The organism is Vibrio sp. 10N.286.52.F8 (assembly GCF_041468745.1).
GTDB classification, from domain to species: Bacteria; Pseudomonadota; Gammaproteobacteria; order Enterobacterales; family Vibrionaceae; genus Vibrio; species Vibrio crassostreae_C.
Map to the genome: position 1 here is coordinate 26,282 of NZ_JBFRJF010000005.1, position 17,153 is coordinate 43,434.

Below are 17,153 nucleotides of genomic sequence, written 5' to 3' on the forward strand. Positions count from 1 at the left end.
GTAATTTCACAAAATAGACTACAAAAATACAACAACCTAAACAATGCAAAATTCACTAAAGCGCATATTTGTTGCTTTTAGTATTTGGTTCAATGAGTTGGGGAATGGGGCTAGACGGAGTTTAAGGAGGAATTAAGAATGTATTAATTTGATAGTTATGCGTTCAGTTTTCTATTAAAAAGAGGCGGGGTGAACAAACGATATGAAATCAAATGACATGCAGAGCTTATAAATTAATTGAACTCCAAATAATACTGTGTATATATTTTCGCAAATAAAAAGCCCCACAAAAGTGAGGCTTTATAAACTGAATCTTTATTGAGTTACATAAGTAGTATCTAATTTAGAATATTAGATGCGCTACACCAGCGATAACTGGAAGCGTAATTAACGTACGTAGAATAAAGATAATAAACAGTTCTAAGATGTTCACTGGAATCTTACTGCCTAGAAGCAGAGCGCCCACTTCAGACATGTAGATCAGCTGAGTTACCGACATTGCTGCAATAACAAAGCGAGTCATCTCGTTGTCGATAGAAGCCGCAAGGATTGCTGGGATGAACATGTCTGCAAAACCAACCACGATGGTTTCAGATGCCGCAACCGCTTCAGGAACACCAAGTAGCTCTAGGAACGGAATAAAAGGTTGACCTAGGAATGAGAATACCGATGTGTATTCCGCAATAACCAGTGCCATCGTACCAAGGCCCATCACCACAGGCAGTACGCCAAATACCATATCCACGGCGTTACGGATGCCTTCAGCAAATACTGACTTAGCTGACTTAACTTGTGATGCTTTGTTTACTGCTAGCTCAAGACCCCAAGAGAATGTTGAGTGACCTGCAGGGATCGCGTCAGCGTCTTTGTGCGGCTTGCTGCCATCAATGAAGGTGTCTTTCTTCATACTTAGTGGCGGAAGGCGAGGGATGATTACCGCAGCCACAATACCCGCTAGACAGATTGCTGCGTAGAAAGGCAGGAATAGGTGCTCTAGCTCTACTTGAGCAATAACCACAAGACTGAACGTGATAGAGACTGCAGAGAAAGTCGTACCAACTACAGCGGCTTCACGCTGCGTGTAGAATTTCTTCTCGTACTGTTTGCTTGTAAGCAGGATACCGACACTGCCGTCACCTAACCAAGAAGCCATACAATCGATAGCACTACGACCTGGCAGGTTGAAGATTGGGCGCATCACTTTACTTAGTAAGGTGCCAAACAATTCTAGCAAACCAAAGTTAAGTAGTAGTGGCAGTAGTAAACCTGCAAAGATAAATACTGAGAACAGTGTTGGAAGTAGGCCTTCTAGTACGAGACCACCAGTGTTTTCTTCCCAGATAAACTCAGGGCCTACTTGGAAGAAAGCCATGAATGCAGCAGCACCACCGATAAGACGAACCAACAACCACAGTGGAGATGGGTTGAAAAGACCGTTTAAGAAAGAGCTTGATGTAATGAATGTAGGTTTGAAAATGGTGCTTAAAACGGAAGCTACAGACATGAAAGCAACGATTGCAGTGATAATAGCAACTAGAGACTCACCGAAAACCGCTTGAATTGATTTAGCTAGAATAGCGACAGGGATCGTTAGATCACCTTGATAGCTGATTGGCGCCATGAAAAGGAATAAACCAATCAATGATGGGATTAAGAAAACCCAGAAACTGCCTTTAGATTTCTCTGTTTGAGCAGTATTCTTGTTGTTAGACATGTTATTGTTCTCGAATTTCTACACGTAAAAAAGCCACATCCTTGGCATTTTTATTCACTAAACGTCCGTATTTTCTCATTGGGTGCAAGATTACCCAGTATTAATATCGCTTGCAATACTATTCATCAAATATCGCTAAATATTCATACTGGTTATTCTGCAACGTATTAAGAGTTTAGAATAAAGTGTTGCGGATGTTACGTAGTTTGAGGTTATATTGCCAGATATTTATAAATTGACTGGGGTTTCAGTTCGATAGGTCAAGTATAACCAGTAGCTAAACGCAATAATGAAAGCAAAAGAGGCAGGGAAAGCCAATGCCAAGATTTCGAAGCGTTGGAACAGACAAGCGCCAATTAAGCCGCCAAACAGGAAGCCAACCACAATGAAAATTAGCAGTTTGGCTTTACGGCGGTCAAAAGGCATCCCCTTTAAGCGAGCGCCAATCATGATCCCAAGATCGGTAATGATCCCGCTCATGTGTGTTGTTCGAATGATTGCCCCGCTGTAAGTGGTGATCATCGCGTTCTGCAAACCACACGCGGCTGAAGCGAAATACTGACCTGAAGTATAGCCTTGCAACAGTGTCCACAGCGCCAAAAACAGCAATCCACCCTCAATACATAGTGCAACACCGTAACGGCGTCCTAACTTCAATGCTTGGTTTTCAATAAAGAACCCGCTGAACGCCGCACCTAACATGAAGCTCATGATCACCAATAGGAGGTGAACAGAAGCCGAGGTCGGTGTAAGCAGGCTACTGCCTAGCAAAGACATGGTGCCGGAGATATGGGAGATAGCTTGATGTTGGAAGCCAAGTAAGCCGATAGCATTAACACTGCCAGCAAGACCAGCTAACAAAAGGGCGCCGTATTCAACCCAGCGAGGTAACTTAGAAATCATGTGGTTCACCCTGGGTTAAATAGAGGAGCAAGATTATAACGCTAGACAAAAGATACGCTAGCGCTGTGAAGCGGTGATATTTGATCTTAGGCAACAGTATTGCAGTTTGTTTTAATACTGTTGCTACATAAAGATAACGGTCAATAACGAGATAAAGATAACGCTCAATGACGAACTAGTTGTAATGGCTCATTTGGTGGTCGAACTTAACCCAACCGTGTTTGCGTTCTTCATAAACCGAAAAGCTCGGCAGTGGGAAGTCTTGCTCTTTAAATAATCCGAGCGGGACGATATAAAAATCAGCGGCGGCAACCGACTGCAAAAGCATGGTGGTGCCACACTTGGGACAAAACTGATAGGTGACTTCATTACCCGTATCGCTGATGCGTGAAAAAGAGGTCACTTCACCGCTGAGTGTAACTTGTTCTATTGGGAACCGAGCCTGAATGCCGAACACACTTCCGGTGCGTTTCTGACACTCATAGCAATGGCAGACAGATGTACGTTGAGGTTCACCTCGGCATACTAGGTTGACTGCTCCACAGCGGCATTCGCAACTTCTGATATTTCTATCTTTAATATGATTGATATCCATCCATGCTCCACTTCTGGTTAACCCTGTATTGATAATTATACTAAAGCCCTTTATGGTCTGCACAACTGGATGAAAACAAAAGAATATAATTGCCCATGAAAAAGAAAATCTTACCTATCCCTCTGATTCTACTGATTCCAATTGTCATGCTGGTTGTGGTGATAGTAGCGGGTATTTATCGCTTTAGCTTAAGTGATGAAGAGATCTTGGCGAAGTTTCCTTCTTCTCAAGTGAGTTATGACCCAGTCGTAGAAACCGTTTTTGATTTGAAGACGACCAATCCATGGACAATTAAAGTTCCTGAGACTAACGCCTACGCTTTTATCAATGAAGTTGATGAGCCTAGAGCCATCGCGTTTGGACGCTATGACTCAGGTGTTGAGCGCGGTGTGGTAACGGTAGACACCAATAATCTTTCAGCCGCCACGTTGGGCAAGGCGAGTTTCTTTGTCGCGCCGATGTGGATATCTAACCAAGGCAGCGGTGTTTTCTATTATCTAGGCCTGTTTAAGCATGACCAGCAACGAAGCCGTGTGGTGTTAGTCGACCAACTTTTACTGGGTGATCGTATACAAATTCAGACATTGGAGGTAGCTCAGCAGCCAGGTTCGCAATCACAGAATAAACTTACTGGGGAAGGTTTTATCGGCTTTACTCAGCATTCTGCGGAACAATCATTTGCAGAACCCCCTTCTGAAAAGGTGTTAATGAGTTTTTCTTTTGATACGCAATCAATTGGTAAGCAATAACGTTTTCGTGAATGTAAGGATCTGTTGTTTATGTGAGCCAAATTACATATTATCTTAGTTAGATGAATGAAATTTAGACACAGTTAGCTTTGTGTCCGCTTATTATTACAAATGGAGCTTGCGAATGATTAATAAACGTTTTTTTAAGACGAAAGATGAAGTTGAAGTGACCTTCGAGCTAGAAGCTCAGGAAGCGAACTCTGTATCCATCGTTGCTGACTTTCTTGATTGGAAAGCCACCCCAATGAAAAAACTGGCCAAAGGGAAGGTTTACAAGTTTAAAACTCGTCTACCTAAAGATGGCGAGTTTCAATTCCGCTACCTAGTTGATGACCAACAATGGGTGAACGATGCGAATGCTGACCGTTACATCCCAAATGAGTTTGGTGAAGACAACTGCTTAGTGTCGACGGTAAACGCATAATCTTTTCTTAAAACCAGCGACTAATTCGCTTCGTTTATTAATTATTCGAAACGGAATAACGTCAACCAATAGAAAGCAGAAACTAGCCGTTTCTGCTTTTTTATTTTTAAATTTAGCGGTTAATTTTATTTCTTATCTAGTGGCTCTTCATCTACGGCAACTCAATGACTTAGGCTAAGTTGGGAAGATTCACATCATATTATGACAATGCATTGATGATTTATGCGTTTGAAAAGCATATCCTATGCCTTTATATCGTAGAAAGACCTGTTTACCGTGTATTCAAAAATATTTCCCTCTCCGTTTGCTGAGCTTTCACCTGTAAAAAAAGTAGCTATTTTGGGACTGCCACTTATTGCTGCGATTGGTGTTGCTTTGCAATCGTCACAATCGGATCTGACGAAAACGATCGATCTTGATTTGCCCGACTCAACCGTGATTGAGTCAATTCTGTCACCTTCTTCTGTTACTGTTATCGAACCGCCAACGTTTGAGTACCAAATTCAATCTGGCGATAACTTGAGTAGCATCTTCACTCAGCTTGGATTTTCTTACAAATCGATGATGAGCGTGATGGAAACTGATTTGAACTTCCTTGCTTTAGATACGCTTCGTCCGGGTAATACATTACGCTTTTGGCGTGATGAAGCGACCGGCGACCTTTCTAAAATGGAACTTCAATTTAGCGTCGCGGACAAAGTGGTTTACCGATTACTTGATGACGGCAGCTACGAATTCGAAGACATCTCTATTCCTGGTGAATGGAAGCAAAAACCTCTCGTGGGTGATATTCATGGCAGCTTCTCAATGTCGGCGAATAAAGCTGGCCTGAACAGCCTTGAGATTGACCATATTGTGACTCTTCTTAAAGACAAGCTGAACTTCAGCCGCGACCTACGTGCTGGCGATCAGTTTGAAGTGCTTCAAAAAGCGCAATATGTTGATGGTGTTGCAACCGGAAAACGTGAAATTGAAGCAATTAAGATCATGAATCGTAACCGCGTTGTGTCAGCATACTTACACACCGACGGACAATATTACGATGCTAATGGCGATAGCCTTCAACGTGCTTTCCAACGTTACCCAGTGAGCAGTAGCTGGCGCCAAAGTTCTCAGTTTAACCCTAAGCGCTTACACCCTGTGACTGGCCGCATTTCACCGCACAACGGTACAGATTTCGCGACGCCAGTTGGTACGCCGGTTCAAGCAACGGGTGATGGCAAAGTGATCATGACGCGTAAGCACCCATATGCGGGTAACTACGTGGTCATTCAGCACGGCAGCACTTACAAAACGCGTTATCTACATTTGAGTAAGATCCTCGTTCGTAAAGGACAAACGGTATCTCGTGGACAGCGTATTGGTTTGTCTGGCAAAACTGGCCGAGTGACAGGTGCACACTTGCACTACGAACTGATTGAACGTGGTCGTCCTGTGAATGCAATGACAGCAAATATCCCAATGGCCGATTCTGTGCCTAAAAAGGAAAAAGCGACATTCACAGCCGCGAGAGATGAAGCCGACAAGCTATTGAAGGCAGCGTTAGAAACGCGCAATCTAGCAATGGTTAATAATGCTAGTAAGTAGCTAGCCATTAAACTGTTTTAAAGCCGCAAGAGCATCACAAAGCACAGTCAGTGTTAAGTGATGCTCTTGCGGCTTTTTAGTTCTCAATAGAAGGTTCGGTAAGGGTTTAAACTAAAGGCTCTGAGTGCGCGACATAGCTAACGATAGCTTCAGGTCGCATTGGAGGTGAGTAGAGGTAACCTTGGATCTTGTCACATCCCATCGCGTGCAGCTTTTCTAATTGCTCACGCTTCTCAACACCTTCCGCAACCAAAGATACATCGAGTCTATGGGCCAGTTGAACAATCAGCCATACTACGCTCTCTGAGGTCGAACTAGTTAACAAGTCTCGAATAAAGGTCGCATCAATTTTAATGCAATCGATAGGGTAGCTGTGGATGTAGTTCAAACTGGAGTAGCCTGTACCAAAGTCGTCGAGTGCAATCGTGAAGCCTTGTCCTCTCAGAAAGTTAAGCGCGGATTTTGTCTCTTGTGTTGGCGATAACAGAACGGTTTCGGTTAACTCGATAACAAACTCATTCGCCTTAAAATGGTGCTGTTCAATGGTTCGAGTCAGGTAGGATATATAACGTTTCGAATCAGTAAGCTCGTGCGCAGAGCAGTTGATTCCAAGTTTAACCTTGTAGCCCAAGCCTTGCTCTAGTGTGGTTTTAGCGCGGCACACCAATTCAATAATGCGTTCACCTAATTCGACAATCAGCCCTGACTCTTCTGCCACTTGAATAAACTCTACGGGTGAGATGTCTCCATGTCTGGCGGTTTTCCAGCGAGTCAGTACCTCGAAATATTCCCATTGCGTTTCACCTTGACCCACAATCGGCTGTACAACTACGTACATTCCATTGCTGTCGGGGATATAGCTTTGTGAAATTGGGTTTTCCAGCTCACTTCGTAGCGCTGCGACTAGCTCGGTTTTTCTTTGGTAACGAACTCTTAAGTGAGTGTCATAACATTGAATATGAGTATCTTGGCTGTGTTTACACTCTTTAAGCGCCAAGCTGGTATTGAAGATGATTTGCTCAACGTCTTTGTTGTCTCCATCCGAACTGGCAATACCGATGCTGACGTCGAAATCTATCTTGATATCAACGCTACTGTAGCCCTGCTTAATTTTGGCCAGTATTTGTTCGCACACGGCTATCGGATCAGAATGGTAGGTGATGAAGGCGAACTCGTTGCCAGCAGTCCGGAAAGTCAGGTTGCTTTCAGGTAAAGTTCGGCGCAATATTTCTGCGACAAACTGCAGCACCTTGTCGCCAATATAATTACCGTGCATATCATTAATGGCTTTGAAGCTATTGATATCGAGTAAAGCCAATGTAAACGGAGTGACGCTCTGTTGAGTAATCGACTCTAAGGTATCTGATAAACAGCTTCGGTTGAGTAACCCGGTTAGGCTGTCGTGTGACACCTCATAACTAAGCTGATTTACAAGTTGTTCGGAACGATCGTTAAACCACATTTCACGCAAGGTATGGATGATGATGTCGGCGAACAATTGATGGTGCTTTACCACGTCTTGTTGCTGATCAGGGCTAAGAGGCGAGGTGAACGTTGAAAACAGCACGCCCATCACTTCGCCACTTTGAGTTTGAGTCGGGATCGCGATGGAGTTTTGTGAGGTGATTTCCTGCCTAAATGCCGATGTTGGCAATGACTGGACGATGTACTGAGAAAATGAGCAATCTGGGTGTCTTTGATTGACGGCTTGTTGGTAGATGTGACCATGGCGCGCATTGATTTTGTCATGTAATACATGATCAGAATGGGCGATCACCAAAGGAACGGTTTGGTCAGGGAAGTACTTCTTCTCAATGATGCTAGTGTATTGAGTATCAAAGGTCTGATGTAAAGTAAGCACAGCTGACTCTAAAAGGTCGATACCTTCCAATTTCAGCAAACGGCCAATGCGCTCTGTGTCTATCATGCTATTGTGCGTATGTTGAGTCATAGCCACCACCCCTAGTTAACCAGATTCACTGTGTAAGCGGTATACGTATTATCTTGTATATGTGCGAACTTGTATAATCTATATGCGTCAAGTTTATTATTGGCCGTGTTGTATAACTTTTCAAATTAAAATGTTACTTATTTCACAGAGCTTGCGTGCTACGCTCTTTGTCTAGCCTGTCTTTCAGATGGTCCAAAAAGAGCTTGGTTCGCGTGTGCGAGTAATCAAGCTTAGGGTAGTACGCGTAAACCATCACTTCGTCGGCGGTAATATTTGGCAATACTGGAACTAATGTCCCTTGCTTTAGATCCTCTTTGATCATCGCTTTGATGGTTAACAGTACGCCCATTCCTCGCTTCGCAGCATGAAACAAAGCCTCTGGATTAGTGGTCGCAAAGTTACCGTTTAACGTTATTCGCTGCCCTTTGGTGAGTGCTACTTCACGGGTCGGACGCTCTCCCCAAATTAACGAGTTGTGTTGCTCCAAATCTTGCTCGCAACTGGGGTAGCCGTGTTTGGCAAGATAGCTTGGTGCTGCATAGAAGCTGGCTCTGTGTTCAAACAGCGGTGTTTTCTTGAAGCTTAATGAGTTGAGTTGTTCTAGTTCACGACTGATTACCAAGTCCAAGCCAAGCTCGGGTAATTGACCGGGCGTAGTGGTGATGAGTTGTACCTTAATATCAGGGTACTTTTCTAAGAAGTCGTCCATGTATTGCACCAGAAACTTAGAGCCAACCGCAATCGTAGCGCCAATCTTTAATAGGCCTGCTGGGGTTTGGTTAACCGAGCGAGTCTCATCAATAATGGACTGCCAATTGTCGAGCTGATCCTTGGCTCGCAGGTAAAAGAGCGCACCTGCTTCGGTTTGGCTAATTGATCGCGTGGTGCGCTTTAACAGTTGGGTGCCGATGCGCTCTTCTAGCCAGTTCACTCTTTTGCTGATCGCCGAGCTGGTGGTGTTAAGTTTTCGAGCAGCACCATTGAAGCTACCTTCTTCCACTACTCTGACATAGCTTTTTACGTTAAGAATCCAATCCATATTATTTCCTGTTGGGACTTAATAAAATTCCAATTTAGCTAATTATCAATTATTGGTTTTGAATGTAAACTCATCTAATGAACAAATATCAAACGAATAGGGAATTTTTTGAGCCAATCGACCTTTAAAAAAACACCGTTACTCTTAGCAATGATGATTATTGCTACGGGGCAGGTGGGTGTGAGCATCTACTTGCCAGCATTACCGTTAATTGCTTCTGATTTAAGTGCTACTCAAGTAGATGTACAGCTTCTCGTCACGCTGTTTCTGGTGGGTTTTGGCTTGTCTCAGCTATTTTACGGACCGATGTCCGATGCGGTGGGAAGAAGACCTATCTTCTTGTTAGGTCAGGGTGTTTATTTGATTGGTACAGTCGTTTGTGTTGTGTTTTCTGACAATATGACGGCGCTAGAAGTTGGTCGCTTGCTGCAAGGTTTAGGGGCGGGTAGTGCCTCGGTTCTTGGGCGAAGTGTGCTTCGTGACAGCTATGATGGTTCACAGCTTACCAAAGCGTTGTCTTATATCTCTATCACCGCTTCGATCATGCCGATCATTGCGCCGGTATTCGGTGGTTGGATTTCATTTCACCTCGGTTGGCAGGCGGTGTTCCTGTTCGTTTTATTGTATCTACTAGCGATATTCACACTGGGTTACTTTGTTCTGCATGAAACTTTGCCATACGGAAAGAGCCGCTTTGATGCGTGCCAAGTGGTGAAGAACTACGGACGCTTGTTGACCAATCGCCAAGTGTTGACCAGTGCCAGTTACAACTGGATGAGCTACATGGCGAGTTTGGTATCTTTATCGCTGTTTCCATTCTTAATGCAAGAGCAATTGGGGCTGACCGCCGCTGAGTATGGTTCATTGATGATTGTCCCTTCGGCAGGCTTACTGATAGGTAGCGTCGCTTTAAACTTACTCAATCGTAGGTTTAGTACGCCCCAACTGATGAGCCTAGCTATTTTGATTATCTTGGCATCGGGAACTTGGCTTCTTACTCATGAGTTATCCATCTTTAACTTAGTTTGGGCGTTTACTTGGTTGGCGATAGCACAAGGCATCTCGTTCCCATTATCAATCAGCATGTTATTAGAACCTCATAAGAAACAAGCGGGAGCAGTGTCGGCATTGTCTGGTTCAATTCAGATGTGTTTAGCGGGTTTATTGGGTGGGTATCTTGTAGAGAGTTGGGTCACGACTCATCTTCAATTAGGCGTGTTCTACCTCATTATTGGTGCAGCCATGGGCGGAGTGCTTTGGTCTTCAACCAAAATGAACAACAAAGGCGATACTGTTGAAGTGGAATATAGCTAAATGCCAAATTCACTATCGTTTAACGCACCATCGTTAATACGTTGTATTTGTGCTGATGGTTTTCTACAATGCTTCGGTCCATTGAATAGGTAAAAACAAAATGCAGCAAAATGAATTTGAAGTACTGGTAAAAGCTATCTGCGCACTAGATGGCCTGCCTCAAGCGCTTGAGCTATTGAAATCCAATGAGGATACAGAAGTCGCTGAGGCTGCTGCATCACTGACTGGTCAATTTGCACTTGCTGAAGTGGAAGGCGAAAAGCGTATTTACCACGTGACGCTTCAAGAAAATGAACAAGGCGAAGAGCAAGAGTACATCGAACATGTTATGAATGAAGGCGATGACTTAATCAAATTTGCAGCTTGGTTCTTTGAAACGATGTTTGAATTGAAGCAAAAAGACACATACCAAATTGCCGGTAAAACTTACAGACAGCCAAAGCGCAGCTAGGTTTCTCAGTAAAGCATTTTAGAAAGCAGCTCTATTGAGCTGCTTTTTTTATCAGTGTCTAAATCAATGTCTTGGGTTGTTATTAGGAATGGAGCATTAAGCTCAAACCAGAATTTAGGTTAACTCATTGATATACAAAAACAATGCTGATTAGCACAGAGACAAAATTAGGCTAATTGCAAATGAATGCTTAATATTGCATTAAAGTGTGATTTAGATCTTGTTTTTGGGCGTTTTAAGTGTAGAATCCGCGCTAAAGAAAGTTGATTATGTGCGGAGATAAGCATGAATTACGAACTAGGCCACGCATACCTTGGTCAAATGGCAGCAAAAAACATGATGCACGAAGCATTGTACGGCACTTCAAAGCCAAAGAAACCATCGTTCTTTAAGCGAATGATGAAGAAAATGGCTAAATAAGCATTTTCAAAAACGGAATTTTAAAAGGCCTTAAACTCGATGAAGTTTAAGGCCTTTTTCGTTTTAGCGATTGGTGAAAGTTATCGCTTTGTTTTGTTGTGGATGGACACAAAAAATACCAATTAAGCTTCTGACTAATGGCTTTTAATGAACTCAGCCAGCAGATTGATTGGATAAGTCGACCACATTATTAGGGATGCTATCTAAGCCATTCTCTTTCATCCACGCTTCTAAGTTATCGGCACCACCGATGTACTTACCATCAAGCCAGATCTGCGGGACGGTGACCGGTGTTTTCTCACCAATGTGTGCTTTTACCTCTGGAATCATACGGTACAAAGCGGCGCTGTCTTTTACGACATCGTGGTATTGGTATTCAACACCCGCTTCATCCAGCATTTTCTTCGCTTTAACACAGAATGGGCAGGTCGCCTTACCATAAACGATGTTGCCTTTTAGGCTGTCTCGTTTGGTCCACTCTTTGATCACCGATTGGATTAACACACCGCGATTCAGCGCTTCACCTTGGCTGACAACCTTGCCTTCAACAACAAGGATTGGGGCGTGCCAAGAGCCAAGTTTTAGAGGCTCCCACCAGTGAGACAACCAATCTTTCACTTCCAGTTCGACATCGACATCTGATAACTCATTCTCAAAAGTATCCTTAAGAATGTCTTTGGTAAGGGTACATTCCCCACATGGGATATTAACTTTAAATGGCCCCCAACTGCCTGCCCAACGGTATAGTGTAATCTTGACTGGTTTCTTCATGGTTACGGCCTCGTTTGAATTCTCTTATCCATATAGAACGGACTGTCGAACTATTTATTTCACCAACCTTAAACTTTCTTCACTTTTGAAGGTTTTTTAGTTTCCCAGTGCGTTATAAATGCAACTGACGCAATAATAATAGCAGCCCCTAGCCATAAACGACCCGGTGGAACCCAACTAAATACAATCCAACCTGCTAAAACATTTAGCGGTAATTTGGCGTGGTCAAAAGGTTGCACAAACGAAGCATCAGCGACCGAGTAGGCTTTTACTATCGCCCATTGAGCGAGTGCCGTCATAACACCGATAACAATCAATATAGCCCAGATTGTACCGCCGCTTGGCGTTTGCCAATCTGGCGCAGCAAGCAGGATGTTAAATGGTGTGATTAATAGTAGAAGATAGACCACCATGGTTGAAGGACTGTCTTGCGAAGAGAGTTTTTTCACCATCAGTGAGTAGCATGCCCAGAAGAAAGCGGCACCGACTGGTAATAACGTTGCCCAGTTAAAATCTTCAGCCCACGGCTCTAGAATCACCATCGCACCCACGAAGCCTGCTAAGGTCGCGCCCCAGCGAGCAGCCCCAACTTTCTCTTTTAAGAAAAGCCCTGAACCAATGGTTGCAAACAATGGCGATGTCATGAGAAGGGCAATGCCTTGCCAAATTGGTACTGGGTAAGCCAGTGCCCATATCCAAAGTTGAATACCAATAACAGACAAGAAGACACGGAATACGTGCAATTTGAGGTTGTCGGTTTTTAGCGCGCGGCGAATACCCAGCGTTTTTAGGTAAGGAAGAATAGCGAATAACGCGATGGCGTATTGAATGACGGCAACGGTGGTAGAAGTAAGTCCGAAATGAATGCTAGCAATTTGAGTTAGGCTGTTAATAACGGCAAAGGCTAGGCCTGCGGTTAGCATCCAGCTAGCGCCTTGGATCGGATGGTGTTGTGACATGATGCTTCTAATTATTTGATGTGGTTCACCTATGATACGGATTTAGCACCACTTAACCAGAAAAAGCATTGATGAAGTCAGTCAGAATATTTGAATATGAAAAAAGGTTGAGCCATTGCCCAACCTTTTTAGTCTGTATCTAAAGTCGATTTAGATTAGAAGTCGTAACGTACACCTAGGCGAAGAGAGTCTTCACTTTGTGTTTCTAAACCTGCAACTTTTACGTCGTCTAGATTGTTTAATTGGTAAGCAACGTATGTACGGATAGATTTGTTGAACTTGTAAGTACCAGTCAGCTCAAAGAAGTCAGCTGTGTCTACAGTTAAGTTCTGTGTCGCGTCTTTTTCTTGTTTTTGGTACAAACCTGCCAGTTCAAATTGGTCTGTTAGCTTGTATTTAGCAGCAACTTCCACACCAGAGAACTCAGTTTTTGCTTTGTCGTCTAGGTCACCCATTGTGTAGGTTGCACCTAGGTATAAAGCATCCATTTTGTAGTTAATACCAGCAATCAATGCTGTAGCTGAACCATTACCAGTACCGTTGTCGTTACCTGAGTAACCAAGACCGAAACCTAAGCCCATCGGTAGTGTGTAAATGCCAGAGATACCGTAACCGTCAGTATCTTTGTCTTCACCAGCAATCAAACTTGCTTTAAGAGAAAGTGCGTCTGCGTCGTAAGCGTATACAAACGTGTTATTGATTTGCTCGTCACCTGCATTGATGAATGCTTTTTGGTCACCAGAGTAGATAGTAACATCCGACATTTCTGAGATTTGAGCTGCAGCTGTATCTTGACGACCTACTGATACTGCGCCGAAGTTACCTTCAAAACCTGCATACATGTAACGTTGCTTAAAGTTTTCAGTCTTACTGTTATCAGCAGAAGATTTCACGCTTTGTTCTGCTTCGTAGAAACCAAAACCAGATAGGTCGCTAGTGATTTCTGTAGTACCACCCACATTCAAACGAACACGGCTTTTGTTTTTCATCGTACCGTCGATTTCAGCACCACCTGAACCAATGAAATCACCACGGAATTCCGCACGACCGCCAATTTTAAGTTCTGTGCCATCAGAGCTGTAAACTGTTGCTGCTAGAGATGAACCTGAAACTAGTGCCGCTACCACTGCAGAAGCTAGAACTGCCTTTTTCATAATCACTTACCTTGTATTTTAAAATCCGTGAGCAATGTGCTCTCCGTTTCGATATGAAGCTAATTTAGAGCAGATAAATTAAGCTTTCATTTCCATAAAATTACATTTTCGTGAATGGGGAACTTTTTTAAGTGTTGATTTTATTGCACTTTTATTTCATGCGACTGAGTGTTCTATGAATAGTTATACAAGTTGCGTGTATTTCAAAGGTCACATTAGCAAGTTTTACCTTGGAATCACGTATGTCGATGGTGGTGAATTTTGGCTGCGCTGAGAGCTTGTTAATCTGATTAACTGCTTGTACTGGTAAGGATATCCTCTATGATGCAAAAACTTAGAAGAGAATAGATTCTGCTCAACAATATGGAGACGTTGGATGAAAACAGAGTACTTAGGCGATGTTTTACAAGGTAGGCAGGTTATTGGCTCCTTGAATGTTGAAGACCTACCCGTTGGAGAGCACCAGTTTTGGTTTCAAGTAACCAGTGATGGGCTAGGGCAACCCAAGAACATGCCGGTTTCTGTTTTCAAAGGCAGTCAAGCAGGTCCTAAGTTGATGATCACCGCTGGTATTCACGGTGATGAGCTCAACGGTGTGTTGGCTGCTCAGCAAATTATCAGAGACTTAGTCGGTAAAACGCTCAAAGGCACGGTCACGATAGTGCCTACTGTGAATTTGTCGGGTTTGCTTAACCACAGCCGCGATTTTATCTCTTCGGATCCGGGCTCTTGCCCTGCCAACCTTAATCGACTCTTTCCGGGTGATGCGAATGGCCTAGCTGCGGAACGCTTTGTTGCGTCTTTGTGGGATCGCTTACTCAAACACAATGCGACATTCGCCGTTGACCTGCATACCCAAACTCGTGGCGCGGTCTACCCACTTTATGTTTTTGCTGACTACCGAATTGAACAATGCCTTGAAATGGCAAGGTTGATGACGCCAGATTGTGTTCTCAATGATCCCGGCGACCCAGGTATTCTCGAAACGGTTTGGAATCGAAGTGGAATTCCGAGTATTACGGTGGAAGTGGGGATGGGTAAGTTTACTCAGCCTGACATGATTCAACGAGCCGTGGACGGTGTTTTTAATATGCTGTCTTACTACGAGATGCTTGACGGTGAAAGCCCGTTTGAGGCAAATCAGCTGCCAAGTATGGACTGGATAGAAGGCAACAACGTCGTGTCTATCCGCGCCGACATAGGTGGCTTTGTACTGCCTCAGGTCGAGCTTTTGCAAAGTGTCGAACAAGATGATCTGCTCGCCATCCAATATGATGCGTTCGGTAATGAATGTCGTCGTTATCACGCACCATCTTCTGGTCGTGTACTCAGCTATAACGTGGATGCATTAAGGGAGCCGGGCGCGCTTGTTTGTCGCTTGCTGAGTTAAGGCTCAGTCGGTTGGACGTTTCCGTGTTAATGCACTGTGTTGTTATCTAAAACACGTAAAAAAAGACCGAGCTAGGCTCGGTCAAAGGACAGTTGTCTAGAGTAAGCACGTCTTGGACTCATCGAGAGAACTGCTTTTAGAGTAGCGAGGCTAGATTAAGAATCCATTGCAAGATAGTGACACTTCGACTGCTTTTCTATTTCAAAAATAATATTGAAAACATTATCTTAAACTCATCAAAAACCCGACTGCGAGTTACGCGAGTCGGCTTTTTATTACTTCTCTTTTGAATCTTTATCTCTATCTACACTCGATTAAAAAGCGTCGTCCACGATCTCTTTTAATCGGTCATAAGGCACATATCCTGGTAAAACATTTCCGTTCATCATCATGGTTGGAGTGCCCGTTAAGCCGAGTGCACTGAACGTTTGATGGTTAGTGGTTAGAACCTGGTTTTGTTCTTGAGTTGTTTTTAGTTCCGCCTCTGTTCCCGTCTTCTTGGCAACGGCTTCTAGTGAGCTTTTCGAGTGAATACCGCTTTTCGCCATCAGCAATCTATCAACTTCAGGTAATGCTTCTGGGTTATCTTTCCATACTTTCATCGCGTATAGCGCCGCGTTGGTGTCTAGCCCCGCAACTTGTTGTTGCTTAAACGATAAGTACACGTTGATCACTTTAATGTCGCTGTTTTCAGAGGCTAATTGAACCAAGCCTTTTTCCAAGCGCTTACAGTAAGGGCAGTTATAGTCGGTAAAGTTAATGATGACCGATTTACCATCTGGATTGCCAAGGATCGGGTGAGCGTCATTGTTGTATAACCAATCATGGCTTTCCGCTTGGGCTTTCTTCGCTTGCTCTTGACCTGCTACGTACTGCTCTAAACTGGTATGCAATCCAGAGATCGTCGATGGGTTTTCCTTCAGGAATTGATTAATTTCTTCAAGTTGTTGAGTTTGTTCTTTGTTTAATTCTGCGAAGGCATTAGTACTCATTAATGAGCCTAAAATCAGTGCGCTTATCAGATGCTTTTTCATATTGTCTTTTCTCTAATTCGTGATAATCGTGAGCGCTCATTGGGTCGCGCTCACGGAAATTCTGTTCGTTAAACGGGCTAAATCGAGTTATTCACCTTGCTTTGCTCTGTTTTTCTTTGTAAGCGAGTTAGGCAAAGTAGGTTCTTAACCAAAGCCCTATCGGGGAAGTAATGCCTGTTGCGATACTGCTAATCTTTCCATCTTTGATGATGACGATGCTTGGAGTGACATTAACGCCCCAACTTCTGCTGATAGCTCCAGAAAGATCATTGATCACAGGGAAGTCATACTCTTGCGCCTCTAAGTAGCGCTGAACACGCTCGTCTGGACCAGACGATAGAGCGACCGAAACCACCTGATGGGAATCACTGAAGCTATTGACGGTTGGGCTTACAAATTTGCAGGCGCCACACCAAGTCGCCCAAAAATAGACAATGACTGGCTTACCATTTTTGCTTAGCTCGATAACATCAATATCTTCGCCTTGGAGCGATTGACCCACAAGTGGAATCGCGTCGCCCTGAGGCATGCTTCTGCTGTGATAAAAGTCCATGGCAAATGAAACCACGCCAACGATCAATATCATTGAAACCAGTTCCTTTCCCCACTTCTTAAGACGACTTGGCTTTTTGGCCTCACCCTTTACAGCGTCGTCTTCAATCGTGCTAGATTTATCTTCATTGTTGGGAGTCTTCATC

Annotated in this window: 17 protein-coding genes; 7 read left to right on the plus strand and 10 right to left on the minus strand. The window is 43.7% G+C overall.

Annotated elements, in window-relative coordinates; all coding sequences use genetic code 11:
* Nucleotides 1–343: 343 nt before the first annotated feature.
* The 3 genes from AB4133_RS01790 to AB4133_RS01800 all read right to left on the minus strand — a co-directional run bounded on the left by AB4133_RS01790 (nucleotide 344) and on the right by AB4133_RS01800 (nucleotide 3,275).
* Nucleotides 344–1,714 carry a YjiH family protein gene (locus AB4133_RS01790; RefSeq protein WP_372058172.1) on the minus strand — a complete coding sequence of 457 codons (1,371 nt, stop codon included), beginning with the start codon at nucleotides 1,712–1,714 and terminating at the stop codon, nucleotides 344–346.
* Between the two features lie 228 nt (nucleotides 1,715–1,942).
* Nucleotides 1,943–2,617 carry a YoaK family protein gene (locus tag AB4133_RS01795; protein WP_017062746.1) on the minus strand — a complete coding sequence of 225 codons (675 nt, stop codon included), beginning with the start codon at nucleotides 2,615–2,617 and terminating at the stop codon, nucleotides 1,943–1,945.
* 175 nt (nucleotides 2,618–2,792) lie between these two features.
* The gene (locus tag AB4133_RS01800; RefSeq protein ID WP_170791798.1) at nucleotides 2,793–3,275 is read right to left on the minus strand and encodes a GFA family protein; all 483 of its coding nucleotides are present in this window, start codon (nucleotides 3,273–3,275) and stop codon (nucleotides 2,793–2,795) included.
* Nucleotides 3,276–3,307: 32 nt separating this feature from the next.
* Between AB4133_RS01800 and AB4133_RS01805 the strand changes: the two genes are divergently transcribed.
* From AB4133_RS01805 to AB4133_RS01815, 3 genes are all read left to right on the plus strand, one after another.
* Entirely contained in the window at nucleotides 3,308–3,961 is a 654-nt protein-coding gene (locus AB4133_RS01805; RefSeq protein WP_017064322.1) for a hypothetical protein, read from the plus strand.
* 124 nt (nucleotides 3,962–4,085) lie between these two features.
* The gene (locus tag AB4133_RS01810; RefSeq protein ID WP_009845720.1) at nucleotides 4,086–4,385 is read left to right on the plus strand and encodes an isoamylase early set domain-containing protein; all 300 of its coding nucleotides are present in this window, start codon (nucleotides 4,086–4,088) and stop codon (nucleotides 4,383–4,385) included.
* A gap of 276 nt (nucleotides 4,386–4,661) precedes the next feature.
* The gene (locus tag AB4133_RS01815) at nucleotides 4,662–5,972 is read left to right on the plus strand and encodes a peptidoglycan DD-metalloendopeptidase family protein (RefSeq protein ID WP_372223855.1); all 1,311 of its coding nucleotides are present in this window, start codon (nucleotides 4,662–4,664) and stop codon (nucleotides 5,970–5,972) included.
* A gap of 106 nt (nucleotides 5,973–6,078) precedes the next feature.
* On the opposite strand, the gene AB4133_RS01820 is transcribed toward AB4133_RS01815, so the two are convergent.
* Both AB4133_RS01820 and AB4133_RS01825 read right to left on the minus strand, forming a co-directional pair.
* Nucleotides 6,079–7,923, minus strand: a complete 1,845-nt coding sequence (locus AB4133_RS01820; protein ID WP_017068381.1) for a bifunctional diguanylate cyclase/phosphodiesterase — start codon at nucleotides 7,921–7,923, stop codon at nucleotides 6,079–6,081.
* Nucleotides 7,924–8,065: 142 nt separating this feature from the next.
* Entirely contained in the window at nucleotides 8,066–8,962 is an 897-nt protein-coding gene (locus AB4133_RS01825; protein WP_372223856.1) for a LysR family transcriptional regulator, read from the minus strand.
* 108 nt (nucleotides 8,963–9,070) lie between these two features.
* Here AB4133_RS01825 and AB4133_RS01830 point away from each other — a divergent pair, with 108 nt between their 5' ends.
* From AB4133_RS01830 to AB4133_RS01840, 3 genes are all read left to right on the plus strand, one after another.
* Complete coding sequence (locus tag AB4133_RS01830) at nucleotides 9,071–10,276, plus strand: multidrug effflux MFS transporter (RefSeq protein WP_048610725.1); 1,206 nt, start codon at nucleotides 9,071–9,073, stop codon at nucleotides 10,274–10,276.
* Between the two features lie 100 nt (nucleotides 10,277–10,376).
* The gene (locus AB4133_RS01835) at nucleotides 10,377–10,727 is read left to right on the plus strand and encodes a hypothetical protein (RefSeq protein ID WP_017057980.1); all 351 of its coding nucleotides are present in this window, start codon (nucleotides 10,377–10,379) and stop codon (nucleotides 10,725–10,727) included.
* 285 nt (nucleotides 10,728–11,012) lie between these two features.
* Nucleotides 11,013–11,147, plus strand: a complete 135-nt coding sequence (locus AB4133_RS01840) for a hypothetical protein (protein ID WP_010431176.1) — start codon at nucleotides 11,013–11,015, stop codon at nucleotides 11,145–11,147.
* Between the two features lie 153 nt (nucleotides 11,148–11,300).
* Here AB4133_RS01840 and AB4133_RS01845 read toward each other — a convergent pair whose 3' ends face one another.
* The 3 genes from AB4133_RS01845 to AB4133_RS01855 all read right to left on the minus strand — a co-directional run bounded on the left by AB4133_RS01845 (nucleotide 11,301) and on the right by AB4133_RS01855 (nucleotide 14,031).
* Nucleotides 11,301–11,918, minus strand: a complete 618-nt coding sequence (locus AB4133_RS01845) for a glutaredoxin domain-containing protein (RefSeq protein ID WP_017064328.1) — start codon at nucleotides 11,916–11,918, stop codon at nucleotides 11,301–11,303.
* A 68-nt stretch (nucleotides 11,919–11,986) separates the two neighbouring features.
* On the minus strand, nucleotides 11,987–12,877 hold the full coding sequence (locus tag AB4133_RS01850) for a DMT family transporter (RefSeq protein ID WP_017062738.1): 891 nt from the start codon (nucleotides 12,875–12,877) through the stop codon (nucleotides 11,987–11,989).
* Nucleotides 12,878–13,032: 155 nt separating this feature from the next.
* Entirely contained in the window at nucleotides 13,033–14,031 is a 999-nt protein-coding gene (locus tag AB4133_RS01855; protein ID WP_102321347.1) for a porin, read from the minus strand.
* Nucleotides 14,032–14,407: 376 nt separating this feature from the next.
* Between AB4133_RS01855 and AB4133_RS01860 the strand changes: the two genes are divergently transcribed.
* Entirely contained in the window at nucleotides 14,408–15,421 is a 1,014-nt protein-coding gene (locus AB4133_RS01860; protein ID WP_372223857.1) for a succinylglutamate desuccinylase/aspartoacylase family protein, read from the plus strand.
* A 314-nt stretch (nucleotides 15,422–15,735) separates the two neighbouring features.
* Here AB4133_RS01860 and AB4133_RS01865 read toward each other — a convergent pair whose 3' ends face one another.
* Together AB4133_RS01865 and AB4133_RS01870 are read right to left on the minus strand one after the other, a co-directional pair.
* On the minus strand, nucleotides 15,736–16,455 hold the full coding sequence (locus AB4133_RS01865; RefSeq protein WP_372163795.1) for a DsbA family protein: 720 nt from the start codon (nucleotides 16,453–16,455) through the stop codon (nucleotides 15,736–15,738).
* A 127-nt stretch (nucleotides 16,456–16,582) separates the two neighbouring features.
* A complete protein-coding gene (locus AB4133_RS01870) occupies nucleotides 16,583–17,152 on the minus strand; it encodes a protein disulfide oxidoreductase (protein ID WP_372223858.1) in 570 nt (189 codons plus the stop codon).
* Nucleotide 17,153: the final 1 nt, after the last annotated feature.